The organism is Brevibacterium permense, assembly GCF_025506275.1.
Classification (GTDB): Bacteria; Actinomycetota; Actinomycetes; order Actinomycetales; family Brevibacteriaceae; genus Brevibacterium; species Brevibacterium permense_A.
This window is the reverse complement of the sequence record NZ_QYCP01000067.1, coordinates 1-23,574: the sequence shown is the minus strand read 5'-3', so window position 1 is coordinate 23,574 and position 23,574 is coordinate 1. Positions and strand designations below refer to the sequence as shown.

Genomic DNA, 23,574 nt, shown 5'->3' with positions numbered 1-23,574 from the left:
CTCAGGCGGCCGGCATCTGCCTTCTCAGGGCAGACCTGCCGACGAAGTAGACTGCGACGAAGGTTCCGGACGCCGCCATCAGTGCTAGTGCGAACATCCACGTGGCCGTCTCGGCGATGGTGAATCCGAATATCTGGAATGCGCAGAAGGCGATGAAAGCCGTGATGGCTCCCGCCAGCAGTCCGGAGGTGCGGGCCGTCTGGTATGCGCGCTGATCCAGTGTGTGCTTCTCTTCATCCATGTCGTGGCTCCCTCGTCGCTTGGCTGCGATCTCTGTCCTGTCGGCACCGATCCTTGTGTCTTCACGGTAGGATCTGGCCATGACGAGTGTCCACAATGTCCCGAAACGTCGGACAGATGTGGGTGATCGGTATCGGATGACGCGGATCGCCTTCGACGTGGTCTCCGTTTTCGGATGCCTGCAGGCCAGTGGACTGCCGGGCCCCGTCATCGTCAACGTGCTGCGTGAACACGGGTATTCCTCCTCGAGTGTTCACAACCAGCTCGTGCGGATGGTCCAACGAGGCATCATCAGCAGTGAACGGATCGGGAGGGTCTCCATCTACCGTCTGAGCGAACACATCCGCTCAGACTTCGGTGACATCGCAGGTGATCACATCTTCCCCGACTATGAGGGGCGCTTCCACACCATCGTATATTCGGTGCCGGAGGCTGAGCGCGGGCTGCGCGACCGGCTGCAGTACATTGCGCGGAGCCTGGGATACAGGCAACTGAGACCGGGAATCCTGATCGGTTTCGCAGACCAGTCCACTCTGCTCTCGGCGCGGTTGCCCCACGTCTCTGTTCCCGGCTGGTCTGAGGCAGGAGTGCTGACACCCGACTCTCTCCCGGCGGCACGCCGGATGACGACTCGGGCATTCGAACTCGACGCCGCTCTCGCCCAGCTGCCGCCGCTGGAAGAGCGCATGAACGCTTTGAGTTCGGGAGGTTCGGCACCCGGCACGGGATGCAGAGGGCTGAGCCTGGGAAGCTTCTTCGATCTGTACTACGACGTCGCCCGTGCGGTGATGACCCACCCGCTGCTGCCGGAAGCTCTCGTCGACGGGACTCAGCCGGCCGTGCGGTTCCGTGCGCTGATGCGGCAGTGCAATCTCGAATACTATCTGCGCTTCGATCAGCTGATCCGCGAGTGCGCGGGAGCAAGCCCATCCTTCGAACTCATCGAATGGCTGCCCGAGGACTGATCAGCGTCGGGTGTGGAGGCCTTCGGACATGTCGGTCAGAGAGCCCAGGGCATGATGGTCAGAGGATCCGGGCGATCCTCTTGACCGCCTCGGTGAGCAGAGGTCGGGGGAGTGCGAAGTTGAAGCGGATATGTCCGGCCCCGACCTCACCGCAGAGTCGACCCTCGGTCACGGCCACCTCTGCGCGGGATCGGATGTGATCGGACAGTTTCGACTCCAGTCCATAGCCGCGCAGATCCAACCAGGCCAGATAGGTGCCTTCCGGTTCGATATAGGCGGCACCCGGCAGCAGTGACCCGACGAGATCGGTGAAGTGGTCGCGGTTGCCTTTGAGGTAGCCGTTGACTTCGCTCAGCCAGTCATTCCCACGCGTGTACGCGGCGGTGGTGGCGAGTACCCCCGGGTTCGACGCCGCCCCGGAGACGAACTGTCCCTTCTTTGCCCAAACCTCACGGTCGCTGGGGGAGGTGAGGATGAGCTGGGCGCATTTGAGGCCGGGGATGTTGAAGGCCTTCGACGCGGCTGTCGCGGTGGCGGTATGGGCGGCGGTCGTCTCGGTGAGAGTGGCATAGGGAATGTGCCGCGCGGGGGCATAGACGACGGGTGCATGGATCTCATCGGAGAACACCCGGGCACCGGCCTTCTCTACGACGTCGGCGAGGGCCAGCAGCTCGGCCTCGGTGCAGACCTTGCCGATCGGATTATGCGGATTGCACAGGACGAACGTGGCTCCGGGAGTCAGGGCAGAGGCGATGGCATCGAGGTCGAATGACCAGCCGGACTCCGACCGCAGCATCGGGACTTCGATGAGCTCGCGGCCGGTCACTCGCGCGACATCGAAGAACGGCATATAAGCCGGTGTCGGCAGCACGATCGGAGTGTCGGGTGGGGTGAGGTGGGTGAGGACGCCGAGGAACGCAGCCAGCACATCACTGGCCGGTTCGATGTGACCGACGGGGATCCGCCAGCCGAAGTGCTCGGAGCAGAAACTCGAGGTCGCTGTTCTCAGGTCGGCGGTCAGTTCGGCGGGAGCGTAGCCGTAGAGGTCACGATCGTCGATGGTCTGCAGCGACTGCCGCACCGCGGGAGCCACCCCGAAGTCCATCTCGGCGATGAAGGCGCCGATGGAGCCGGGGAAGGACGACCACTTGCGGCCGCCCTTCGCGACAAGGGACTCCTCGGTGATGGAATCGAAATCGGACATCTCTGTACTCCTCTTCGGGGACTGCGTCGGGTGCGGTTCTCACGCTAGCAGTCGGGGCGGCCGAGGTGCGCTCCATTCGTCGTCAGGGGACATGGGAACGGTGCGCCGCCTCGGCGAAGATGGGATTGTAAGGGACTTCACGCTCAGAAGCGAGCACCGTGTGGAAGATTCTTTCTTCGTAGTGTAGGGTTGATGATTGGTCTGTTCTCATTCAACTCATCCTTTTCAGATGTGGGCGGCTTCTGCCATCCACTTCTTTTATGTGGTGACGAGGACTGCAGACCGAGGGGTCACCGGCATTGAGTCGGTGATACACGATTACGTCGAACGCGAAGGTTTCGCGGGAATACGAGGTTAGCGAACGATATGGCCAAAAAAGAAGGGGTCATTGAGATCGAAGGCACCGTTGTCGAGGCTCTGCCGAACGCATCGTTTCGGGTTGAGCTGAGCAATGGGCACAAGGTGCTCGCACATATCTCCGGAAAGATGCGTCAGCACTATATCCGCATCCTTCCCGAGGACCGGGTCATTGTGGAGCTGTCTCCATACGATCTCTCGCGCGGACGAATCGTTTACCGCTACAAGTAAGGATCTTCGATCATTCGCGTCCTGTCCGGGCGGGCAGGGACCGAAAGAAGGAAAAACGATGAAGGTTAAGCCCAGCGTCAAGAAGATCTGCGAGAACTGCCAGATTACCCGCCGTCACGGTCGGGTCATCGTCATCTGCTCCAACCCGCGCCACAAGCAGCGCCAGGGCTGAGCAGCTCGTTTCGAGCAGATCGAGGCTCCACATCGGAGCCTCAGCAGCACCACACCCGCGCAAACCTCGCCATCTTCGTTCGGACCCATGAGAAGTGAGAGCTTCCGGGGAACGGACGCAGGACGATACCTCCGGTCGGGGGCCGGAGACCTTGGGAGACCAAGGACAGGTTTGCATCAGCACCTCCGAAACAACAACAGGAGACAGTACCCATGGCACGACTTGCCGGAGTCGACATCCCGCGTGAAAAGCGCGTGGAAGTCGCCTTGACTTACATCTATGGTGTGGGCCGCACCCGTGCGCGCCAGACCCTGACCGAAACGGGAATCAGCCCTGATACCCGTGTGAAGGACTTGAGCGACGCAGAGCTCGTCCAGCTGCGTGACTACATCGAGGGCACATTCCAGGTTGAGGGTGACCTCCGTCGTGAGGTGGCCGCCGATATCCGCCGCAAGGTCGAAATCGGAAGCTATGAAGGCCTGCGTCACCGCCGCGGTCTGCCGGTTCGCGGTCAGCGGACCAAGACGAATGCGCGTACCCGCAAGGGACCGAAGCGCACCGTGGCCGGTAAGAAGAAGTAACACGCTCACTCGGTTGGCTGAGGCCAACCACCTCGATCAGGAGTAGGACATATGCCTCCCAAGTCACGCGCCGCTACAGTGCGCAAGCCTCGCCGCAAGCTGAAGAAGAATATCGTTGCCGGCCAGGCTCACATCAAATCAACCTTCAACAACACCATCGTGTCGATCACCGATCCGACCGGTGCTGTCATCTCCTGGGCCTCCTCAGGTGAGATCGGCTTCAAGGGTTCGCGCAAGTCGACCCCGTACGCCGCTCAGATGGCTGCTGAATCGGCTGCTCGCCGGGCGCAGGAACACGGCCTGAAGAAGGTCGACGTGTTCGTCAAGGGACCGGGCTCGGGCCGCGAGACCGCCATCCGTTCGCTGCAGGCCGCCGGCCTGGAACTGGGAACCATCCAGGATGTCACCCCCGTTCCGTTCAACGGCTGCCGTCCCCCCAAGCGCCGCCGCGGCTGATCCTTCCGTGGAACTGCAACGGATGACGGGTGAGAGCCCGACATCGGTCGCAGAACGGATTCCCAGATAACCCGAACCGTTCTTCATGGCCTCGACGCCATGACGTGCAGTGCGAACGTCATATAGCGGATGTTCGCTGAAAGGAAGCCCACGTGCTCATTGCACAGCGCCCAACGCTCACGGAAGAAGTCGTCTCCGATAACCGCTCACGGTTCGCCATCGAACCGCTCGAGCCCGGATTCGGCTACACCCTCGGCAACTCGCTTCGCCGGACCCTGCTGTCCTCGATCCCTGGTGCCGCCGTCACGTCCATCCGGATCGACGGAGTGCTCCACGAGTTCAGCACCGTGCCGGGAGTCAAAGAGGATGTCACCGAGTTCATCCTCAACCTGAAGTCCCTGGTCGTATCGTCCGAATTCGACGAACCGGTTGTCGCCTACCTGCGCAAGCAGGGACCTGGCACCGTGACCGCTGCCGATGTCTCTGCTCCTGCCGGGGTCGAGATCCACAATCCGGACCTGCACATCGCCACCCTGAATGGTGAGGGCCGTCTGGACATGGAACTGACCATCGAACGTGGACGCGGATACGTTTCGAGCGCTCAGAACAAGAACGCGGATGCAGAGATCGGCCGGATTCCGGTCGATTCGATCTACTCCCCGGTTCTCAAGGTCACCTACAAGGTCGAAGCCACGCGTGTCGAACAGCGCACCGACTTCGATCGTCTGGTCCTCGACGTCGAAACCAAGCCCTCGATGACCCCGCGCGATGCCATCGCATCTGCGGGCAAGACCCTGGTCGAACTCTTCGGCCTGGCTCGAGAGCTCAACGTTGAAGCTGAAGGCATCGAGATCGGACCCTCGCCTGTGGACGCGGCACTCGCCGCTGACCTGGCGCTGGCGATCGAAGATCTCGACCTGACCGTGCGCTCCTACAACTGCCTCAAGCGCGAAGGCATCCACACCGTCGGCGAACTCGTTGCTCGCAGCGAAGCCGACCTGATGGATATCCGCAACTTTGGTTCGAAGTCGATCGACGAGGTCAAGGCGAAGCTCAACGAGCTCGGCCTGAGCCTCAAGGACAGTCCTGCCGGGTTCGAAGCCGGTCTCGTTGATGAGGACCAGTCCTACGTCGAAGACGAACAGTACTGATTAAGACCTAGGAGTAACTGACAATGCCAACCCCAACCAAGGGTCCCCGCCTCGGCGGTTCGCCCACACACGAGCGCATGATGCTCAACAACCTGGCAGCCCAGCTGTTCGAGCACAAGCAGATCAAGACGACCGTGACGAAGGCCAAGCGTCTGCGCCCGGTTGCCGAGCGCATGATCACGAACGCCAAGAAGGGTGACCTGGCCGCACGTCGTCGCGTGCTCGGCCAGATCTCCGACAAGTCGATCGTGCACGAGCTCTTCACCTCGATCGCCGACACGATGGCCGAGCGTCCCGGTGGATACACCCGTATCACCAAGATCGGACCCCGTCCCGGCGACAACGCCCCGATGGCCGTCATCGAACTGGTCCTCGAGCCCTACTCGCCGAAGCAGGCAACCGTGAAGGAAGCCGAACAGGCCACCGCCGCTGCCGCGCCGGCGGAAGAGGCTCCGGCTGAGGCTGAGGTCGTCGACGAGGCTCCGGCCGAAGACGCCGCAGTCGAGGCAGAGGCAGTCGAGGCTGACGCCGAGACCGCTGAAGAGTCCTCCGAGGCTGCTGAGGAGAAGTAATCTCCTCGACTGACTGACGGCTCGGATCTCCGCAGCCGTGAGCCGCACACTTCAGGCGGGCACCGACACAGGTGCCCGCCTGAAGTGTATTCACCGCTGGCGCGGGGATCGACTAGGACGTGCAGGTCGCCTCGGCGGGGTCAGTTTCCACGCACCTGTCCGACCGCCTCGGCGTGAATGATTGCTCTTCGTTCCAATCATCGGTTTCGATTCAGATGATTGGAACGAAAAGCGAATATTCCGGTACGCAACCTGAGGCTCTCATCGTAATGTGATGTCACCGCATGAGTGACCGGCGCCCCTTCTGATCGGGCTGACGTCTGCAGACGCACCGGGATCCGTTCAGTGCACAGACGGTGGGTAAGCCATGGGTCATACTGACGGCTCGATAAGACGAAGGCCGGGGCACGATCGTGCCCCGGCCTTCGTCTTATCGAGCCGACTCTCACTTCACGAGTCGGTTCTCACTTCACTCGGGAGAGTTCCACGGATTCGTCGAACTCGATGTCAGAGGCCTCGTCGTGCTTGTAAGTGAATCGACTGACGACGACGGCGACGATGAGGTTGACGATGAAGCCGGGAATGATCTCGTAGATCGCATCCGTCATCGGAGTGCTCACCTGGCCCCAGACGAAGGCCACGACCGCGCCGGAGAGCAGACCGAACAGGGCGCCCCAGTTGCTCAGACGCTTCCAGAACAGAGTGAGCAGGACGATCGGCCCGAAGGAGGCGCCGAAGCCTGCCCAAGCGAAGGCGACGAGGTCGAGGATGCTGTTCGACGGCGAGATCGCTAGGACCACTGCGATGACGGCGACGACGAGCACGCCGAGGCGGCCGAGCAGCACGTAGGTCTTGTCCTGCAGCGTCCGCGTGGATCCGGTGCGCAGGGCGACGATCTTGAACAGGTCCTCGATGAGCGCTGACGACGTGACGACGAGCTGCGAGGAGATCGTCGACATGATGGCTGCCAGCACCGCAGCCAAGACGAGGCCGGCGATGAACGGGTGGAAGAGGATCTGCGCGAGGTCGAGGAAGACGGTTTCGGCGTCGGCTGGTTCCATATCCGCGTGCTGAGAGAAGTAGGAGATGCCGACGATGGCGGTGGCGACGGCACCGAGCGCCGAGATCGCCATCCAGCCGACGCCGATGCGCCGGGCGACGGTGGCATCGGCGGGAGTGCGCAGGGCCATGAAGCGCACGATGATGTGTGGCTGGCCGAAGTAGCCCAGTCCCCAGGCCAGGGAGGACACGATCGACGCGATCGTCGCGAAGGTCCAGAACTGGTCTGAGCCGAAGAGGCTGAGCAGACCGGGATCGATTTCGGTGACGTTGTTGATAACCGTCATCGGCCCACCGGCGTTGATGACGGCGACGATCGGCACAGCCACCAGAGCAGCGAACATCAGCAGACCCTGGGCGACATCCGTGAGAGTCGCGCCGAGGAATCCGCCGAAGAGAGTGTAGATCATCGTGATCGCGGCGACGAGGAGCATTCCGCCGAGGTAGTTGAGTCCGAAGCTCGACTCGAAGAATTTGCCGGCCGCCACCATGCCTGACGAGACGTAGAAGGTGAAGAAGACCAGAATGATGATGCCGCAGACGATGCGCAGCAGTCGTGTCCGGTCCTTCAGCCGCTGTTCGAAGAAGCTGGGGATCGTGATCGAGTCGCCGGCCCTCTCCGTGAACGCACGCAGTCGAGGGGCGACGATCTTCCAGTTGATCCAAGCTCCGACGGTCAGGCCGATGGCGATCCAGGCTTCGATGAGCCCGGAGACGTAGATGGCGCCGGGCAGGCCCATGAGCAGCCACCCCGACATATCGGAGGCGCCGGCGCTCAGCGCGGCAACGCTGGGTCGCAGTCCACGTCCCGCGAGCATATAGTCGTCGAGGCTGTTCTTCGTCTTGCGATAGGCAAACCAGCCGATGGCCAGCATGCCGATGAAGTAGAGGACGATCGCGATCGTGCGGAAAGTGGTTTCCGACATTTGAGCTCAGCTCCTTCGGTAGGCCGAGCCGACCTTACAGGACAAGAGGTCGCAGGTGTGAATTTCCTCTGCACCTTTCTGTTGCGAGAATACACCGCGACACTCCCGGAGCGGCAGGCTCAGTCGAAGACGACGGTGCGATGGCCGTCCATGAGCACGCGGCCTTCGGCATGCCAAGCGACGGCCCGAGCGAGCACGGCCGCTTCGACGTCCTGACCGTGCCGGACGAAATCGGCGATCGCCTGATTGTGATCGACGCGGGCCACATCCTGTTCGATGATCGGCCCCTCGTCGAGGTCGCTGGTGACGTAGTGGGCAGTCGCGCCGATGATCTTCACGCCTCGGGCATGCGCCTGATGGTAGGGCTTCGCGCCCTTGAAGCTCGGCAGGAACGAATGGTGGATATTGATGACCCTGCCCTCGAGGCGGGCGCAGAGGTCGGGGGAGAGGATCTGCATGTATCGGGCCAAGACGATGAGTTCGACATCGAGGTCATCGACGAGAGTCGAGAGACTCGCCTCGGCGTCGGCCTTCGTCTCCCGGGTGATCGGAATATGGTGGAAATCGTGGCCGTGGAATTCGGCGAGCGGACGCAGATCGGCATGGTTGCCGGCGACGCCGACGATGTCGATGGGCAGCTGACCGGCCGAATGCCGGAACAGCAGAGTGTTGAGGCAGTGCGCGGCCTTGGACACCATGATCAGGGTGCGGGTCTTCTTCTCCACCGGTTGCAGGCTGACAGTCATCGCGAACCGGGGAGCCACCTCGGCGAGTGCCTCTTCCACGGTCTGGGCCGTGGTCTCTGCAGGCGTCGAGAACTGCAGGCGCAGGAAGAACTGACGGGAATCGGGGGAGGAGAACTGCTGGGATTCGGTGATGTTGCCGCCCAGGCCCGCGAGCACCCCGGTCACGGCGTGGACGATGCCGGTCGAATCGGGGCAGGTGACTCTCAGGATCCATTCGCAGCTCATGGACTCGATCCTAATCGGTGGCTGCGGATTTCACCCATCCGGTGTCGGCATCCGGATGTCGGTCGCGGCCCCGGAAGCAGGCGGCGTCGCTGTTAGCATGGTGCCGGGTGACGGCCGCGGTTTGCGCGCTGCCTCGCTCCCATCATCGGATGCCACAGGAGAGTACTCATGACCGAAAACTCGATGCAGGCTTCGCTTGCCGACATCGACCCGCAGATTGCCGAAGTCCTCGACCTCGAGCTGGGCCGCCAGCGGTCGACGCTCGAGATGATCGCCTCGGAGAATTTCGTCCCGCGCGCCGTGCTGGAAGCACAGGGGTCGGTGCTGACGAACAAGTACGCCGAGGGGTATCCCGGCAAGCGCTACTACGGCGGCTGCGAATACGTCGACGTCGCGGAGAACCTCGCCATCGACCGCGCCAAGAGCCTCTTCGGCGCCGACTACGCGAACGTCCAGCCCCATTCGGGTGCCTCGGCCAACGCCGCTGTCATGCACGCTCTGGCCCGTCAGGGTGACAAGATGCTCGGGCTGTCCCTGGCCCACGGCGGTCACCTCACCCACGGTATGAAGATCAACTTCTCCGGGCGCCTCTACGATGTCGCCTCCTATGAGGTCGACCCCGATACCTACCGCATCGATATGGACAAGGTGCGCGAGAAGGCTCTCGAACACCGCCCCGAGGTCATCGTCGCCGGGTGGTCGGCCTACCCGCGTCAGCTGGACTTCCAGGCCTTCCGAGATATCGCCGACGAAGTCGGTGCGAAGCTGTGGGTCGATATGGCCCACTTCGCCGGACTCGTCGCCGCCAGTCTGCATCCGAACCCGGTGCCGTTCGCCGATGTCGTGTCCTCGACGGTGCACAAGACCATCGGCGGCCCCCGGTCCGGTTTCATCCTCGGCAAGGAGGAGTACGCGAAGAAGCTCAACTCCGCCGTGTTCCCGGGACAGCAGGGTGGACCGCTCATGCATGTCATCGCCGCGAAAGCCGTGGCCTTCAAGCTCGCGGCCTCCGCCGAGTTCAAGGAACGTCAGGAACGCACCGTGCGCGGTGCTCAGATCCTGGCTGAGCGCCTGTTGGCCTCCGATGTCGCCGACGCCGGAGCCACCGTGCTCACCGGCGGCACCGATGTCCACCTCGTGCTCGTCGACCTGCGCAACTCCGCCCTCGACGGACAGCAGGCCGAAGATCTTCTGCACTCGGTCGGCATCACCGTCAACCGCAACGCCGTGCCCTTCGACCCGCGTCCGCCGATGGTCACCTCGGGGCTGCGCATCGGCACCCCGGCACTGGCCACCCGCGGATTCGGCGACAACGAATTCACCGAGGTCGCTGACGTCATCGCCGAGGCGCTCAAGCCCGGTGCCGACGTCGAGGCACTCGCCGCACGCGTGAAGAAGCTCAGCGACGACTTCCCCCTCTACGAAGGACTGGAGCAGTACTGATGAGTGCACAGATCCTCGACGGCAGAGCCTGCGCGAAGCAGATCAAGGCCGAACTCTCCGAGGCGGTGGCGACCCTGGCAGAATCCGGAATCGTTCCGGGCCTCGGCACAGTGCTTGTGGGGGAGGACCCCGGTTCGAAGTGGTACGTCGCGGGCAAGCACCGTGACTGCGCCGAGGTCGGGATCAGTTCGATCCGCCGCGACCTGCCCGAGTCGGTGAGTCAGGAAGAGCTGCTGGCGGTCATCGACGAGCTCAACAACGATGACGCCTGCACCGGCTACATCGTGCAGCTTCCGCTGCCGGACCATATCGACACGGACACGATCCTCGAAGCCATCGATCCGGCCAAGGACGCCGACGGACTGCATCCGACGAACCTCGGCCGACTCGTGCTCAACGTGAACTCGGAGATCACCACTCCGCTGCCGTGCACTCCGCGCGGTGTCATCGAGCTGATCACTCGCAACGGCATCGATCTGGCTGGCAAGCATGTCGTGGTCATCGGTCGCGGGGTCACCGTTGGCCGGTCCATCGGTGCACTGCTGACTCGGCGTGAGCACAATGCGACCGTGACTCTGACGCACACCGGTACGCGCAACCTCGATGAGCTGTTGGCTCAGGCCGATGTCATCGTCGCTGCCGCCGGTGCGGCTCGCATCGTGAAAGCAGAGGCGGTCAAACCCGGAGCGATCGTCCTCGACGTGGGAGTCTCGCGCGAGACGGACCCGGAGACGGGGAAGTCGAAGATCGTCGGAGACGTGGATCCGGCGGTCGCCGAGGTGGCGTCCTGGGTCTCACCGAACCCGGGAGGCGTCGGACCGATGACTCGAGCCCTGCTGCTCAAGAACGTCGTCGACACCGCCCAACGCTCAGCCAACTGACCCCTATTACTACCTGACGGCGGCTCAGCAACCTCGCGCGAGGTTGCTGAGCCGCCGTCAGGTAGTTCTGGGAGGGTGGGCGGTGCCGGGTGATCAGTCCTCGGGGAACTTGAGTTCGAAGAAGACGCGCGGGTTGCCCGGGCCTGCATAGTCCTCGATGAGCTCTCCGCTGAAGCCCATGGAGGAGTGGAACGAGATCGCACCCGAGGACTCCGGCATCGTCGTCGCCTGCACTGAGGAGACTCCGAGCTGACGGGAATGGTCGATGAAGTGCTGGTAGAGATGACGCCCGATTCCCTGGTGACGGAAATCCGACCGCGCTGCCACCAGGTGGATGTAGGCAGGACCATCATGGGGAATGACGCCGAGCAGGTATCCGACGATCTCCGAACGGTAGCGGGCGACGAGTCCCGAGGTGACGAACTGACGGAACCAGTAGGCATCATGGTCACCGCTGAGATCGCGGTCTCCCCAGAAGTTGGCCTGAGCGTCGAGCAGGAATTCGCGCATCTCGCGGGCGTCGACCTCATCGAGCGGACTGATGCTCAGCTGCTCGGTGTCGATAGTTTCGTCAACGGCCATTGCGCCTCCTGATGTGTTCGTACTTACTCTCACTCTATAACGCCCCGTCCCGGAAGAATAGTGCGCTCCATGTCATCATAGATCACATGATTCGGATTGCTTCAGTCAACGTCAACGGAGTCCGCGCAGCATGGCGAAAGGGGATGCCCACCTGGGTCGATGCAGCGAAACCGGACTTCATCACCCTCCAAGAAGTGCGCGCCGCGAACGAAATCGCGCACGGTGTCCTCGCCGACACCGGATACACCACGATCAGCCATGATGCCGAGGCGAAGGGCCGCGCCGGCGTCGCCGTGATGGCCCGCACAGAACCCGAGGCGGTGCGTGAAGGACTCGGCGACGACGGCTACTTCGACCGGGCCGGACGCTGGGTGGAGACAGACTTCCGCCTCGGCGACGGATCGCTTCTGACCCTTGTGTCCGCGTACGTCCATTCCGGCGAGGCCGACACCCCCAAACAGGACGACAAGTACCGGTTCCTCGACCGCATGATCGAACGGATGCCGCAGCTGGCGAAGACCGCCGACCATGTCCTCGTCACCGGCGACCTCAACGTCTGCCACACCGAACGCGACCTGAAGAATTGGAAGGCCAACCGGAAGAAGTCCGGATTCCTCCCGGAAGAACGAGCCTACTTCGACAAGTTCTTCGGTGAGATCGGCTATGTCGACGTCCACCGCGAACTCAGCGGCGACATCGACGGACCTTATACCTGGTGGTCGATGCGCGGTCAGGCCTTCGACAATGACACAGGATGGCGCATCGACTATCAGATGGCCACTCCGGCCCTGGCCGAAACCGCGGTCAAGGCCACCGTGGACAAAGCCGACAGCTGGGCCGAGCGCTGGTCGGACCACGCTCCGCTGGTCATCGACTACGACCTCCCGTCCGTCCAGGCCTGACCGCAGTCCGAACGACAGACGAAGAGCCCGGGGCTCAGGACATTTCGTCCTGAGCCCCGGGCTCTTCGCTGTCCTCTCTGCGTTCAGAGACGCAGGTGGCTTCAGAGTCTCAACAGCAGCGGGCCTTGGGATTGCGGTCCTGCTCATCGGTGAGATCTCGCCAGAAGGCCTTCTCCTCCATCGCACCCTCACGGGTGCCGTGGCGGCGCTCGTAGGATTCGAGGTAGTGGATATAGGCGTTCTCGCCCATGATCTCCTTGAGGTACCAGTGGAGCCAGGCCCCGCCTCGGCGCAGGGACCCCCACGGATCGCTGGCGATGCGGCTGAGCGGATGTGCGGTGCTCATTCCTTCTGCCTTCCTGCTGCGTGCTCGTCCCACTGCGCCTGCAGCTCACGCTCGGGTTTGCGAGCGATGATACCGGCCGGAGCGAACATCTTCGTCTCGACGAAAGGCTCCTCCGTCGTCGGCAGGGACCCCTTCCTGATGGCCTCGATGGACTTCCAGACTGCCATGACGACGACCATCGCGACAAGAAGTGCGAAGACGATCGACAGGGTGCCCTGGACGAATGTGTTGCGCACGACTGCGCTCATCGCCGCGACTCCCTCGGTATTGCCCATCGAGGTCTCTCCGGCCGCCAACGCGTCCTTGTAGGCGAAGTGCTGAGCCCAGTAGCCGAGCTTCGGGTCGGAGGAGAAGATCTTCTGCCACGAGGCGACCATCGTGACCACCAGATCCCAGACCAGCGGGATGCCGGGGATCCACGCCCACTTGGCCAGACCCATCTTGCATACGATGGCGAAGACGACGGCCAGGGCAATCGCGGCCAACAGCTGGTTCGAGATGCCGAAGAGCGGGAACAGCGTATTGATTCCGCCGAGGGGATCGGTGACTCCCATGAGCAGGATCGATCCCCAGGCGGCGACCATGATCGCCGTCGTCAGCCACGCACCCGGAGTCCACGAGGGGTCCCGGAACTTCTTCGAGAAGTTGCCGAGCGCATCCGAGAGCATGAACCGGGCCACGCGGGTACCCGCATCGATCGTGGTGAGGATGAACAGGGCCTCGAACATCACGGCGAAGTGGTACCAGAACGACATCCAGGCCGGCCCGCCGAAGACGTTGTGGAGGATGTGGGCCATTCCCATCGCCAGCGTCGGGGCGCCGCCGGTGCGAGAGACGATGCTCTCCTCACCGACGTCCTTGGCCGCCTGATCGAGGATCTCCGGACTCGTCTCCACTCCGGACATGCCCAAGGAGTTGTTGATGAAGTCCGCTGCGCCCTGCACCGTTCCGCCGGTGAGCGGTTCGGCGGCATTCATCGCGAAGTAGAGGCCCTTATCGAGGCAGATCGCGGCGACCAGCGCCATGATCGCGACGAAGGACTCCATGAGCATGCCGCCGTAGCCGATGAGGCGAGCCTGCGTCTCCTTCTCGATGAGCTTCGGAGTCGTGCCTGAGGAGATGAGAGCGTGGAAGCCCGACAAAGCTCCACAGGCGATGGTGATGAACAGGAACGGGAACAGGGCACCGGCGAACGCCGGACCGGCCGAGTTGAACGCGAATTCGGTCAGCGCAGGCATCTGCACGGTCGGGTTGACGATGAGGATGCCCACGGCCAGCAGCACGATGGTGCCGATCTTCATGAATGTCGACAGGTAGTCACGCGGTGCCAGCAGCACCCACACCGGAAGCACGGCGGCGAGGAATCCGTAGATCATCAGGCACCAGGCCAGAGTCACCTTGTCGAGGTGGAAGATCTCGGACCAGAACGGCGAGTTGTGGACCCAGCCGCCGGCGATGATCGCGATGACGAGCAGCACGATGCCGATGACCGAGGTCTCGACGACCTTGCCGGGGCGCAGGTAGCGCATGTAGATGCCCATGAACACGGCGATCGGGATGGTCATCGCAATGGAGAAGACGCCCCAGGGGCTTTCGGCCAGTGCGTTGATGATGACGACGCCGAGGACCGCGATGAGGATGACCATGATGAGGATGATGCCGATGGAGGCGATGATTCCGCCCGTTCGACCGAGTTCATCGCGGGTCATCTGTCCCAGCGATCGGCCGTTGCGGCGCATGGAGAAGAACAGCACCATATAGTCCTGGACACCGCCGGCGAGGACGACGCCGAAGACGATCCACAGGGTTCCGGGCAGGTAGCCCATCTGGGCTGCAAGGATCGGTCCCACGAGGGGGCCGGCACCGGAGATCGCAGCGAAGTGGTGGCCGAACAGGACCCGGCGGTCGGTCGGCGCGAAATCGCGGCCGTTGTCGTTGAGTTCTGCCGGGGTGGCTCGCTTCGGGTTCGGGCGGCAGATCTTCCATTCGATGAGCTTCGCGTAGAAGCGGAATCCGATGAGGTAGCTGCCGACGGCTGCGGCGACGAACCAGCTGGCCGACAGCTCTTCACCGCGCACGAACGCGATCATCGACCAGCCCGCGCCGGCGATGAGGGCGATGGCCACCCACAGCACGATCTTCGCCGGTGTCCAGCGTGGCTTCTCGACCACGGCGACCGGCGGAAGGTCGCCTTCGGTCTTGATGTATTCGACCGACATAGTCCTCCTCCTTGAGAGACGACGCATCAGATCCGTAAGAGATGACGCGTCGGGATTGTTGAGTTCTCCGCATGATCAGACCTTCGCTGGCCGCTGCTCGACAGATGTTCGAGAACTGGGAGACACCTTGGCGAATCATGTGATCTGGTACGAACTATACCGCTGGTCCGCGGCCGAGCGTGATCCCCGACACCAGACCGGACGCCTGAATAGACCCGACAGGGGAGATGGCATCATAGGACTATGACGAACTCTTCACAGCCACGCACTGTCTCAGGTATCCAAGCCACCTCCGATTCCCTTCATCTCGGCAACTACATCGGAGCCCTGCAACAGTTCGTGACTCACCAGGAGTCGCATGATGCCTTCTACTTCATCGCCAACATGCACGCGATCACCGTCGAGCAGGACCCGGCCGAACTGCGGGAACGCACCCTGCGCACGGCCGCGCAGTTCATCGCTGCCGGTCTCGATCCGGAGAAGTCGACGATCTTCGTCCAGTCCCAGGTGCCCGCCCATCCGCAGCTGTCCTGGGTCCTCGAATGCACCACCTCGATGGGTGAGGCCAGCCGGATGACCCAGTTCAAGGACAAGTCCGCGAAGCAGGAACATGTGTCCCTGGGACTGCTCACCTACCCGGCGCTGATGGCCGCCGACATCCTCCTGTACAACCCGCAGCTCGTTCCCGTCGGTGAGGACCAGCGCCAGCACCTCGAGCTGACCCGCAACCTCGCCGACCGCTTCAACTACCGGTTCGGCAAGACCTTCACCGTCCCCGAGGCGCAGATCCTCAAGGCGACCGCGAAGATCTATGACCTGCAGAATCCGGGCGCGAAGATGTCGAAGTCCCAGCCCAGCCCGCAGGGACGCATCGACATCCTCGACGATGCGAAGGCCCTGACGAAGAAGATCAAGTCTGCCGTGACCGACGACGGAACCGAGATCGCCTTCGACCCGGAGAACAAGCCGGGAGTGTCGAATCTGCTGACGATCTATTCCTCCCTGACCTCACGTTCGGTCGACGATATCGTCGCCGAGTACGAAGGGAAGATGTACGGTCACCTCAAGGTCGACCTCGCCGAGGTGGCTGTGGAGACCCTGACACCGGTGCGGGAGCGGACGCTGGAGCTCCTCGAGGACCGGGCCCAACTGCAGGCGATCCTCGACCGCGGGGCGGAGAAGGCCAGCGCCATCGCCGAGGCGACACTGCGCGAGGTCTATGACAAGATCGGCTTCATCTGATCGTGGCGAAGAAGAAACCCGAAGAAGGGCCGCTCAATCTCACACCGGATATGCTCCACACCGCCGCGCGGGTGGAGGACCGGTTCAACGGCTGGATCCAGAATCGGGCCACCGACCACGCCTACCATCGCACCGTCATCGCCTACGACACCTACGGCGGGACCGGTTGGGTGCGGGTGCTCGGACGCCTGGTGCTCACCCCGAACGGTCAGCCGGCCGCCGATGTCCACGCGAGCATCCGCGGGTGGAAGTCATTCGTCAGTGTGCCTCTGCCCAATGACACCGCATGGGTGCGCGTGAACGACGAAGAGCATATGGTCACTTCCGATCGCGGAGGCATCATCGACACCGTGATCCCCGGAGACTTCGAGCCGGGAGAGACGGAGATCGAACTGTGGACCGACGGCTCGCTCGTCGACTCTGCCGCCGTGCGCATCGTCGGTGAGGACTCGACCTTCGGCATCATCTCCGATATCGACGACACGGTCATGGTCACTTCGCTGCCGCGTCCCTTCCTCGCCGCGTGGAACACCTTCGTCCTCAGCGAGCACGCGAGGTCCCCGGTGGCGGGAATGGCCGTGCTCTATGACCGGATCACCTTCATGCGCCCGGACACTCCGATGGTCTATCTGTCGACGGGGGCGTGGAACTCTGCATTGACGCTCAAGCGCTTCCTTTCCCGTAACCTCTATCCGATGGGCCCGCTGCTGCTCACCGACTGGGGCCCGACGACGACTCGGGTTTTCCGGTCGGGCAAGGAGCACAAACGCAATTCGCTGGAACGTCTGGCCCGAGAGTTCCCGTGGATGAAGTGGCTGCTCATCGGTGACGACGGGCAGAACGATGAGGAGATATACGGGGAGTTCGTCGAGAATCATCCGAAGAACGTCGCCGCTGTCGCGATCCGACAGCTCACCGTCGGTGAGGCTGTGTGGGCCGGCGGACGGTCGAAGCGCCACGGTCGCGGCCAAGGCGTGCCGTGGATCTACGCCCCCGACGGCGCCGGTCTGGCCTCTCGCCTGACGGAACGAGGAATCATATCGACGATCTGAACGGAACCTCACCGCTACCTGACGGCGGCCCAGCAACCTCGCGCGAGGTTGCTGGGCCGCCGTCAGGTAGCAATTGGGGCTGAGGTGGTCTTTGAGGCGCCCGGTCGGATCAGTCCAGCTGCGCCTGCAGCTGCTGCTTCGCCTCGTCGAACTGAGCAGCGAAGGTCTCGACGAGCTCGGCGGCCGTCCGCTGCTGGCCGAGCGCACCGATGCCCTGTCCCGAGCCCCAGATGTCCTTCCAGGCCTTCGAATCCGAACCCGAAGACGAGCTGAAGTCCATCTTCGTGGGATCGGCGTCGGGCAGATTGTCCGGGTCGAGGCCAGAGGCGACGATGGATCCGCGCAGGTAGTTGCCCTTCACCCCGGTGAAGTAGTTCGAGTACACGACGTCGTCGGCACCGGACTCGACGATCATCGACCGATAGTCGTCGACGACATTCGCCTCGGGCGTGGACAGGAAGGCCGAGCCGATGTAGGCGAAGTCGGCGCCGGCGGCCAGAGCCGCAAGGATCGAACGGCCGTGGGCGATGGCGCCCGACAGGAGCAGGGGACCATCGAACCAGGACCGGATCTCCTGCACCAGGGCGAACGGCGACTGCGCACCGGCGTGCCCGCCGGCACCGGCGGCCACGGCGATGACGCCGTCGGCGCCCTTCTCGACGGCCTTGTTGGCGAAGCGGTTGTTGATGACGTCGTGGAGGGCGACGCCGCCGTAGGAGTGAACGGCCTCGTTGACCTCCTCACGGGCGCCGAGGGAGGTGATGACGATCGGCACCTGGTGGCGGACCACCTCGGCGAGGTCCTCCTCGAGGCGATTGTTCGACCGGTGGACGATGAGGTTGACTGCGAACGGAGCGGCGGGCTGCTGCGGATTCGCCGCAGTGTGGGCGGCGTTCGACTCGGAGATCTCATCGAGCCAGTCGGTCAGCTGCGAGGCGGGACGGGCGTTGAGGGAAGGGAAGGATCCGACGATTCCGGCCTGGCACTGGGCCTTGACCAATTCGGGCCCCGAGGCGATGAACATGGGGGAACCGACGACGGGCAGACGGAGTTGGGAGCGCAGATCGGTGAAGCTTGTCACGGTGCCTCCTTGCGAAGATGAATGCATACACTCACTCTAACTGAACGATTGTTAAATGCGATACGGAACACATTCTCTTTCGTCTCCTGGTCCGCATTTCGGCTGGTCAGACGACGAAGGCGCAGACTCTCTGAGGAGTCTGCGCCTTCGGCAGTGATAAGAAGCTGGATCAGGAATCCGTGAAGTTCGGGTCCCGCTTCTCGACGAAGGCGGCCATACCCTCGGACTGATCATTCGTGGCCAGGGACGAATGGAAGAGTCGGCGCTCGTAGCGCAGTCCCTGCTCCAGGGTCGTCTCGAATGCGGTGTTCACCGCTTCCTTGACCATCGCCGAGGCGATGCGGGACTTCGACGCGATCGTCTGCGCGATCTCGTTCGCCGTGTCCAGGAGCGCTTCGGGTTCGACGATGCGAGCGACGAGTCCGGAACGTTCGGCCTCCTCAGCGCCCATCATCCGGCCTGTCAGGCACATGTCCATGGCCTTTGCCTTGCCGATGGCGCGGGTCAGTCGCTGCGATCCGCCCATGCCCGGGAGCACGCCGAGGTTGATCTCGGGCTGTCCGAACTTCGCCTTCGTCGACGCGATGAGGATGTCGCCCATCATCGCCAGTTCGCAGCCGCCGCCCAGGGCGTAGCCGCCGACGGCGGTGATGACCGGCTTGCGCACATCGGTCAGCCGGGTCCACCCGGCGAACCAGTCAGCTTTGTATGCGGTCGAGAAGTCGAGGCTCGACATCTCCTTGATATCGGCGCCGGCGGCGAAGGCCTTCTCGCTGCCGGTGATGATGATCGCCTTGATCGAATCATCTGCGTCGTAGGCGGTCGCGGCATCGGTGATGTCGGTGAGCACCTGCAGGTTGAGCGCGTTGAGCGCATTCGGTCGGTTGATCGTGATGGTGGCGACGCCGTCGGCGACGTCGGTCAGGATGGTTTCGAATTCGCTCATGAGAACACCTTGTCTTCGTGGTCGGTGGTGAGGATGGACTGGACCTGTTCGTCGGTGACCTCGGCCAGCGAGGCGGGATTCCATTGCGGGTTGCGGTCCTTGTCGATGACCTGCGCGCGGATACCCTCCTTCAGGTCCGGCAGGCCGGTGAGCGTGACGGCGACCCGGTAGTCCTGTTCGAGGACGTCGGCCAGGGTCATCGATGCGGCGTTCCGGACCGCAGCCAGGGTCACCTTCACCGAGGTGGGGGCCTTCGTGCCGATGAGCTCAGCGGTGGCCTGGGCATCGGGGTTCTCGTGCGCGGCGAGAGCCGCGACGATGGCTTCGGCGTCGTCGCCGGCGTAGCAGGCGTTGATCCAGTCGGCCGCCTCGGCGAGTTCGTTGTCCGGAACATCGGACGAATAACGGCCGATGACCGCGTCGAGGTCCTCACCATCGGTGAGCTCGGCGATGAGATCGGGGATCTGCGCGTCGGGGACGAAGTAGTCGGCGAGGCCCAGTGCGATCGCAGCGCCGGCCCCGACGGGCTGCCCGGTCAGCGCAAGGTGGGTGCCGAACTCTCCGGGGGCGTTGGCCAACAGGTGGGTGCCGCCGACATCGGGGAAGAGCCCGATTCCGGTCTCCGGCATTCCGACCTTCGTCGAATCGGTGACGATGCGGTGCGATGCGTGTCCGGAGATGCCGACGCCGCCGCCCATCGTGATGCCGTTCATGATGACGACGTAGGGCTTGGGGAATTCAGAGATCGCGAAATTCATCTTGTATTCGCGGTTCCAGAATCTCGCGTTCTCGTCGCTGCCGGCCACGATGTCGTTGTACACGGCCTTGATGTCGCCGCCCGCACACAGACCGCGCTCGCCTCGGCCGGTGACGAGGACGAGGTTGACCGCCTCGTCGTCGCGCCAAGCATTGAGGGCGTCGTCGATGGCACCCACCATGTCCTGGCTGAGCGCATTGATCAGCTTCGGTCGGTTGAGTTCGATTCGGCCGACCCCGTTGGATACCGAGGTGATGACGGAGGCGTCCGCCTGCTCTGCCGAAGGTTCTGTCATATCAGCCCACTCCTGTGCTCTTGCGCGAGATGATCACGCGCATGATTTCGTTGGTGCCTTCCAGAATCTGGTGGACTCGCAGGTCACGCACCAGCTTCTCAATTCCATACTCTGTCAGATAGCCGTAGCCGCCGTGCAACTGGAGGGCCCTGTTCGCGACATCGAAACCGGTGTCGGTGGCCTTGAGCTTGGCCATGGCCGAGAGCAGAGAGGTGTTCGGATCGCCTGCGTCGTAGGCTCCTGCGGCGCGCCACAGCAGGGAGCGAGCACCTTCGAGGTCGGCCTGCATCTGCGCGACCTCGAAGCGCAGAGCCTGGAAGCCGGAGAGCTCGGTGCCGAAGGCCTGGCGCTCACCCATATAGGTGATGGCCTTCTCGAGCGCAGCCTGACCGCCGCCGAGCGAGCAGGCGCCGATGTTGAGACGTCCGCCGTCGAGCCCGGACATCGCGATCTTGAAGCCTTGGCCGGGCGCGCCGAGCATGTTCTCTTTCGGAACCCGCACGTTCTCCATGATCACCTGTCGGGTCGGCTGGGCGCGCCAGCCCATCTTCTGCTCATTGGGGCCGAAGCTCAGACCCTCCATACCCTTCTCGAGGATGAAGGCGGAGATTCCACGCGCTCCGTCTTGGCCTGTGCGGGCCATGACGAGATAGGTATCCGAGGTGCCGGCGCCGGAGATGAACTGCTTGACTCCGTTGAGCACATAGTGGTCGCCGTCCTCACGGGCGGAGGTGCGCAGGGCGGCCGCATCGGAGCCGGCATTGGGCTCGGTCAGGCAGTAGCTGCCGAGGTGCTCCATGGAGACGAGCTTCTCGAGGTACGTCGACTTCTGCTCGTCGTTGCCGAACTTGTCGATCATCCACGCGACCATGTTGTGGATGGAGATATAGGCGGCGACGGAGGGGCATCCGGTCGACATCGCTTCGAAGATCAGCGCTGCATCCATCCGGCCCATTCCGGTTCCGCCGGACTCTTCACTGACGTAGATGCCGCCCATTCCGAGTTCGGCAGACTTCCTGATGACGTCGACGGGGAAGAAGTGTTCGGCGTCCCATTCGAGGGCGTGTGGGGCGACTTCGGTATCGGCGAACTCACGCACCATCCCGGCGACGGTCTGCTGTTCGTCGGTGAGACCGAAAGGTAGGGCAGCGGCTGTACTGCGGGACATGATTCCTCCAAGAATCGGACGCGTATTCGGTGATCGACACCACGATACGTCCATTTTACTTGGACATCCAACTAATTTCTCCCCGAGGTGGCCCCGTTGGCCGATGGTCCGTTCGGCGGCCGGCTTCGGTCGGCTCAGGCGCCGGCTTCGAGTCCCGAGCGCAGTGTTTCGAGATGGGGGAGCAGAGAGTCGAGGTCGATACCGGAGAAATCGGGGGAGGAGAAGACCTCGGCGTTGAGCGCCTTCGTCGCTTGAGCGGCGAGCTCGCGACCGGCATCAGTGAGGTCGACGAGCGTCGTCCGGCGATCATCGGGGTGGCTGCGTCTGGCGACGAGGCCGGCTTTCTCGAGGCGGTCGACAGAGTTCGTAGTCGAGGTCGCATGCACCTGCAGTCGAGCGGAGATCTTCGACATCGGCAGGGTCCCGGCTCGTGTGAAGGATAGGAGAGTGAGGACCTCATAGCGCGAGAAAGTCAGCGCGAAGGGCTTGAGGGCGGCATCGACTCGGGCCAGGAACAGCTGGTGGATCCTCATCACTGAGATAACTGTCGTCATTCCATCGGCTGCGTCGTCCCATCCATGGGCCAGCCATTGCCGACGGGACTCTTCGATCGGGTCGAACCCCGTACTTGTATTCTCTTCTGCCGCCATTGTCGACAGTGTAGTGAAGTGAGAAGATGGGCGCATGTGCGGTCGACTCAATATGTCTCTCGATCCGGCGGATCTCGCTGATGAGCTGCGGTTGGATGTCGTCTCCTATGACTACGCGCCGCGCTTCAATGTGCCCCCGGGGTCATTCGTGCCGATCGTCGTCGAACGACTCGATGAGGATGGTCAGCTGCATCGCCGTCTCGAAACCGCTTCCTGGGGGCTGGTGCCGGCGTGGGCGAAAGATCCCAAAATCGGCTTCAAGGCATTCAATGCCCGTTCCGAGACAGTGCTCGAAAAGCCGATGTTCCGGCAGGCCATCCGACGTCGTCGCTGTGCTCTGCCGATTCCGGGCTACTACGAATGGGAGAACACAGAAGACGGCAAGCAGCCATGGATGATGACCGCCGCGGGCGAGGATCCCCTCTTCATGGCGGGACTCTTCGAGTTCTGGAAACAGCCGGATGAGACCTGGTTGGTCTCAACCGCGATCCTGACGATGGAGTCCGCGGGGCACCTCAGCGATGTCCACCATCGGATGCCCGTGTTCCTCGGGCGCGACCAGATCAGTGACTGGATCGCCCCTGGAGTCCTGACGAATGATGTGCCGGACCTGTTGGCGGCGACACTCGATCAGGTTGATCCCGCCAGCGTCACTCGACACAAGGTCGGCAACGCGGTCGGAAACGTCCGCAACGATTCTCCGGAACTCGCCGAACCCGTGGCGTAGGTCTCTCTTAACGCTTTGCGGCTGAGGCTTTCGCCCGAGATCTCGGGGTTCTTCGGAGCGGGGGAGTGGGCATGTGCGGAGCGGTTTTGCAGGTGGCCGAAGATGTGTGTATTGTTGTCCAGGTTGCCAGGCCGCAAGGAACGGCAACAGTCGCTCTGATCGGGAACGATGCGGGCAAACCGAAGATGAACTTCGAGTTGCGCGGATCAGAACAACCATGTAGAGTAGACACCCGCTGGCACAGCGAGTCGCAAGACGAAAAGTGCAAACAGAAACTGATACCCCCAGTGAACACACGCGTTTTGTGTGGTGTGGTGATGGGTGTGTGTTTGTGGTTTGAGAATCCAATAGCGTGTTTGTTTGAACAAGTTGTGATGCCAGAACATTTATTTTTCTGG

General features: G+C 62.9%; 25 protein-coding genes. 13 read left to right on the top strand and 12 right to left on the bottom strand.

What is annotated here, in order from left to right; all coding sequences use genetic code 11:
• Nucleotide 1: 1 nt before the first annotated feature.
• Nucleotides 2-241 (bottom strand): hypothetical protein, encoded by a 240-nt coding sequence (locus D3I60_RS02480; protein ID WP_262774585.1) that lies wholly within the window; start codon nt 239-241, stop codon nt 2-4.
• 79 nt (nt 242-320) lie between these two features.
• Here D3I60_RS02480 and D3I60_RS02475 point away from each other — a divergent pair, with 79 nt between their 5' ends.
• Nucleotides 321-1,205, top strand: coding sequence for a PaaX family transcriptional regulator (locus D3I60_RS02475; RefSeq protein ID WP_262774584.1), 885 nt, complete (start codon nt 321-323; stop codon nt 1,203-1,205).
• Between the two features lie 58 nt (nt 1,206-1,263).
• Here the strand turns inward: D3I60_RS02475 and D3I60_RS02470 are convergent, their stop codons facing one another.
• Nucleotides 1,264-2,409 (bottom strand): MalY/PatB family protein, encoded by a 1,146-nt coding sequence (locus D3I60_RS02470; protein ID WP_262774583.1) that lies wholly within the window; start codon nt 2,407-2,409, stop codon nt 1,264-1,266.
• Nucleotides 2,410-2,775: 366 nt separating this feature from the next.
• Between D3I60_RS02470 and infA the strand changes: the two genes are divergently transcribed.
• From infA to rplQ, 6 genes are all read left to right on the top strand, one after another.
• Nucleotides 2,776-2,997 carry a translation initiation factor IF-1 gene (gene infA, locus D3I60_RS02465; protein WP_009379245.1) on the top strand — a complete coding sequence of 74 codons (222 nt, stop codon included), beginning with the start codon at nt 2,776-2,778 and terminating at the stop codon, nt 2,995-2,997.
• 58 nt (nt 2,998-3,055) lie between these two features.
• A complete protein-coding gene (gene rpmJ, locus D3I60_RS02460; RefSeq protein ID WP_009884960.1) occupies nt 3,056-3,169 on the top strand; it encodes a 50S ribosomal protein L36 in 114 nt (37 codons plus the stop codon).
• A 212-nt stretch (nt 3,170-3,381) separates the two neighbouring features.
• Nucleotides 3,382-3,750: a 30S ribosomal protein S13 gene (rpsM, locus tag D3I60_RS02455; protein WP_025777905.1), complete on the top strand. Its 369-nt coding sequence runs from the start codon at nt 3,382-3,384 to the stop codon at nt 3,748-3,750.
• 51 nt (nt 3,751-3,801) lie between these two features.
• On the top strand, nt 3,802-4,206 hold the full coding sequence (gene rpsK / locus D3I60_RS02450; RefSeq protein WP_025777904.1) for a 30S ribosomal protein S11: 405 nt from the start codon (nt 3,802-3,804) through the stop codon (nt 4,204-4,206).
• A 152-nt stretch (nt 4,207-4,358) separates the two neighbouring features.
• A complete protein-coding gene (locus D3I60_RS02445; protein ID WP_025777903.1) occupies nt 4,359-5,357 on the top strand; it encodes a DNA-directed RNA polymerase subunit alpha in 999 nt (332 codons plus the stop codon).
• A 23-nt stretch (nt 5,358-5,380) separates the two neighbouring features.
• A complete protein-coding gene (gene rplQ, locus D3I60_RS02440; RefSeq protein ID WP_262774582.1) occupies nt 5,381-5,929 on the top strand; it encodes a 50S ribosomal protein L17 in 549 nt (182 codons plus the stop codon).
• A gap of 464 nt (nt 5,930-6,393) precedes the next feature.
• On the opposite strand, the gene putP is transcribed toward rplQ, so the two are convergent.
• Together putP and purU are read right to left on the bottom strand one after the other, a co-directional pair.
• Complete coding sequence (gene putP, locus D3I60_RS02435) at nt 6,394-7,914, bottom strand: sodium/proline symporter PutP (protein WP_262774581.1); 1,521 nt, start codon at nt 7,912-7,914, stop codon at nt 6,394-6,396.
• A 119-nt stretch (nt 7,915-8,033) separates the two neighbouring features.
• Nucleotides 8,034-8,885, bottom strand: a complete 852-nt coding sequence (purU, locus tag D3I60_RS02430) for a formyltetrahydrofolate deformylase (RefSeq protein WP_262774580.1) — start codon at nt 8,883-8,885, stop codon at nt 8,034-8,036.
• A gap of 168 nt (nt 8,886-9,053) precedes the next feature.
• Between purU and glyA the strand changes: the two genes are divergently transcribed.
• Nucleotides 9,054-10,328 (top strand): serine hydroxymethyltransferase, encoded by a 1,275-nt coding sequence (glyA, locus tag D3I60_RS02425; RefSeq protein ID WP_262774579.1) that lies wholly within the window; start codon nt 9,054-9,056, stop codon nt 10,326-10,328.
• Nucleotides 10,328-11,209 carry a bifunctional methylenetetrahydrofolate dehydrogenase/methenyltetrahydrofolate cyclohydrolase gene (locus D3I60_RS02420; protein WP_262774578.1) on the top strand — a complete coding sequence of 294 codons (882 nt, stop codon included), beginning with the start codon at nt 10,328-10,330 and terminating at the stop codon, nt 11,207-11,209. Before glyA ends, D3I60_RS02420 begins: the two co-directional genes overlap by 1 nt.
• A 93-nt stretch (nt 11,210-11,302) precedes the next feature.
• Here the strand turns inward: D3I60_RS02420 and D3I60_RS02415 are convergent, their stop codons facing one another.
• Nucleotides 11,303-11,791: a GNAT family N-acetyltransferase gene (locus D3I60_RS02415; protein ID WP_262774577.1), complete on the bottom strand. Its 489-nt coding sequence runs from the start codon at nt 11,789-11,791 to the stop codon at nt 11,303-11,305.
• Between the two features lie 86 nt (nt 11,792-11,877).
• Here D3I60_RS02415 and D3I60_RS02410 point away from each other — a divergent pair, with 86 nt between their 5' ends.
• Nucleotides 11,878-12,693, top strand: a complete 816-nt coding sequence (locus D3I60_RS02410) for an exodeoxyribonuclease III (protein ID WP_262774576.1) — start codon at nt 11,878-11,880, stop codon at nt 12,691-12,693.
• Nucleotides 12,694-12,802: 109 nt separating this feature from the next.
• Here D3I60_RS02410 and D3I60_RS02405 read toward each other — a convergent pair whose 3' ends face one another.
• Nucleotides 12,803-13,039 (bottom strand): CstA-like transporter-associated (seleno)protein, encoded by a 237-nt coding sequence (locus D3I60_RS02405; protein WP_172173575.1) that lies wholly within the window; start codon nt 13,037-13,039, stop codon nt 12,803-12,805.
• Complete coding sequence (locus D3I60_RS02400; RefSeq protein WP_262774575.1) at nt 13,036-15,258, bottom strand: carbon starvation CstA family protein; 2,223 nt, start codon at nt 15,256-15,258, stop codon at nt 13,036-13,038. The genes D3I60_RS02405 and D3I60_RS02400 overlap by 4 nt, the downstream gene beginning before the upstream one ends.
• A gap of 243 nt (nt 15,259-15,501) precedes the next feature.
• Between D3I60_RS02400 and trpS the strand changes: the two genes are divergently transcribed.
• Nucleotides 15,502-16,500: a tryptophan--tRNA ligase gene (gene trpS, locus D3I60_RS02395; protein ID WP_262774574.1), complete on the top strand. Its 999-nt coding sequence runs from the start codon at nt 15,502-15,504 to the stop codon at nt 16,498-16,500.
• A 2-nt stretch (nt 16,501-16,502) separates the two neighbouring features.
• Nucleotides 16,503-17,552 carry an App1 family protein gene (locus D3I60_RS02390; RefSeq protein ID WP_262774573.1) on the top strand — a complete coding sequence of 350 codons (1,050 nt, stop codon included), beginning with the start codon at nt 16,503-16,505 and terminating at the stop codon, nt 17,550-17,552.
• Between the two features lie 109 nt (nt 17,553-17,661).
• On the opposite strand, the gene D3I60_RS02385 is transcribed toward D3I60_RS02390, so the two are convergent.
• The 5 genes from D3I60_RS02385 to D3I60_RS02365 all read right to left on the bottom strand — a co-directional run bounded on the left by D3I60_RS02385 (nt 17,662) and on the right by D3I60_RS02365 (nt 22,449).
• On the bottom strand, nt 17,662-18,633 hold the full coding sequence (locus D3I60_RS02385; RefSeq protein WP_262774572.1) for an NAD(P)H-dependent flavin oxidoreductase: 972 nt from the start codon (nt 18,631-18,633) through the stop codon (nt 17,662-17,664).
• A gap of 169 nt (nt 18,634-18,802) precedes the next feature.
• Nucleotides 18,803-19,579, bottom strand: coding sequence for an enoyl-CoA hydratase (locus D3I60_RS02380; RefSeq protein ID WP_262774571.1), 777 nt, complete (start codon nt 19,577-19,579; stop codon nt 18,803-18,805).
• On the bottom strand, nt 19,576-20,631 hold the full coding sequence (locus tag D3I60_RS02375) for an enoyl-CoA hydratase/isomerase family protein (RefSeq protein WP_262774570.1): 1,056 nt from the start codon (nt 20,629-20,631) through the stop codon (nt 19,576-19,578). The genes D3I60_RS02380 and D3I60_RS02375 overlap by 4 nt, the downstream gene beginning before the upstream one ends.
• 1 nt (nt 20,632) lies before the next feature.
• Complete coding sequence (locus D3I60_RS02370) at nt 20,633-21,799, bottom strand: acyl-CoA dehydrogenase family protein (RefSeq protein WP_262774569.1); 1,167 nt, start codon at nt 21,797-21,799, stop codon at nt 20,633-20,635.
• A gap of 134 nt (nt 21,800-21,933) precedes the next feature.
• Complete coding sequence (locus tag D3I60_RS02365) at nt 21,934-22,449, bottom strand: MarR family winged helix-turn-helix transcriptional regulator (protein ID WP_139468528.1); 516 nt, start codon at nt 22,447-22,449, stop codon at nt 21,934-21,936.
• 52 nt (nt 22,450-22,501) lie between these two features.
• On the opposite strand from D3I60_RS02365, the gene D3I60_RS02360 reads away from it, so the two are divergent.
• Nucleotides 22,502-23,176, top strand: coding sequence for an SOS response-associated peptidase (locus D3I60_RS02360; RefSeq protein ID WP_440588551.1), 675 nt, complete (start codon nt 22,502-22,504; stop codon nt 23,174-23,176).
• Nucleotides 23,177-23,574: the final 398 nt, after the last annotated feature.

Excerpts from the sequence above, each read along its gene's own strand:
- D3I60_RS02480 (WP_262774585.1), bottom strand. The coding sequence starts at position 241 with ATGGATGAAGAGAAGCACACACTGGATCAGCGCGCATACCAGACGGCC.
- D3I60_RS02475 (WP_262774584.1), top strand. The coding sequence starts at position 321 with ATGACGAGTGTCCACAATGTCCCGAAACGTCGGACAGATGTGGGTGAT.
- D3I60_RS02470 (WP_262774583.1), bottom strand. The coding sequence starts at position 2,409 with ATGTCCGATTTCGATTCCATCACCGAGGAGTCCCTTGTCGCGAAGGGC.
- infA (WP_009379245.1), top strand. The coding sequence starts at position 2,776 with ATGGCCAAAAAAGAAGGGGTCATTGAGATCGAAGGCACCGTTGTCGAG.
- rpmJ (WP_009884960.1), top strand. The coding sequence starts at position 3,056 with ATGAAGGTTAAGCCCAGCGTCAAGAAGATCTGCGAGAACTGCCAGATT.
- rpsM (WP_025777905.1), top strand. The coding sequence starts at position 3,382 with ATGGCACGACTTGCCGGAGTCGACATCCCGCGTGAAAAGCGCGTGGAA.
- rpsK (WP_025777904.1), top strand. The coding sequence starts at position 3,802 with ATGCCTCCCAAGTCACGCGCCGCTACAGTGCGCAAGCCTCGCCGCAAG.
- rplQ (WP_262774582.1), top strand. The coding sequence starts at position 5,381 with ATGCCAACCCCAACCAAGGGTCCCCGCCTCGGCGGTTCGCCCACACAC.
- putP (WP_262774581.1), bottom strand. The coding sequence starts at position 7,914 with ATGTCGGAAACCACTTTCCGCACGATCGCGATCGTCCTCTACTTCATC.
- purU (WP_262774580.1), bottom strand. The coding sequence starts at position 8,885 with ATGAGCTGCGAATGGATCCTGAGAGTCACCTGCCCCGATTCGACCGGC.
- glyA (WP_262774579.1), top strand. The coding sequence starts at position 9,054 with ATGACCGAAAACTCGATGCAGGCTTCGCTTGCCGACATCGACCCGCAG.
- D3I60_RS02420 (WP_262774578.1), top strand. The coding sequence starts at position 10,328 with ATGAGTGCACAGATCCTCGACGGCAGAGCCTGCGCGAAGCAGATCAAG.
- D3I60_RS02415 (WP_262774577.1), bottom strand. The coding sequence starts at position 11,791 with ATGGCCGTTGACGAAACTATCGACACCGAGCAGCTGAGCATCAGTCCG.
- D3I60_RS02410 (WP_262774576.1), top strand. The coding sequence starts at position 11,878 with ATGATTCGGATTGCTTCAGTCAACGTCAACGGAGTCCGCGCAGCATGG.
- D3I60_RS02405 (WP_172173575.1), bottom strand. The coding sequence starts at position 13,039 with ATGAGCACCGCACATCCGCTCAGCCGCATCGCCAGCGATCCGTGGGGG.
- D3I60_RS02400 (WP_262774575.1), bottom strand. The coding sequence starts at position 15,258 with ATGTCGGTCGAATACATCAAGACCGAAGGCGACCTTCCGCCGGTCGCC.
- trpS (WP_262774574.1), top strand. The coding sequence starts at position 15,502 with ATGACGAACTCTTCACAGCCACGCACTGTCTCAGGTATCCAAGCCACC.
- D3I60_RS02380 (WP_262774571.1), bottom strand. The coding sequence starts at position 19,579 with ATGAGCGAATTCGAAACCATCCTGACCGACGTCGCCGACGGCGTCGCC.
- D3I60_RS02375 (WP_262774570.1), bottom strand. The coding sequence starts at position 20,631 with ATGACAGAACCTTCGGCAGAGCAGGCGGACGCCTCCGTCATCACCTCG.
- D3I60_RS02370 (WP_262774569.1), bottom strand. The coding sequence starts at position 21,799 with ATGTCCCGCAGTACAGCCGCTGCCCTACCTTTCGGTCTCACCGACGAA.
- D3I60_RS02365 (WP_139468528.1), bottom strand. The coding sequence starts at position 22,449 with ATGGCGGCAGAAGAGAATACAAGTACGGGGTTCGACCCGATCGAAGAG.
- D3I60_RS02360 (WP_440588551.1), top strand. The coding sequence starts at position 22,502 with ATGTCTCTCGATCCGGCGGATCTCGCTGATGAGCTGCGGTTGGATGTC.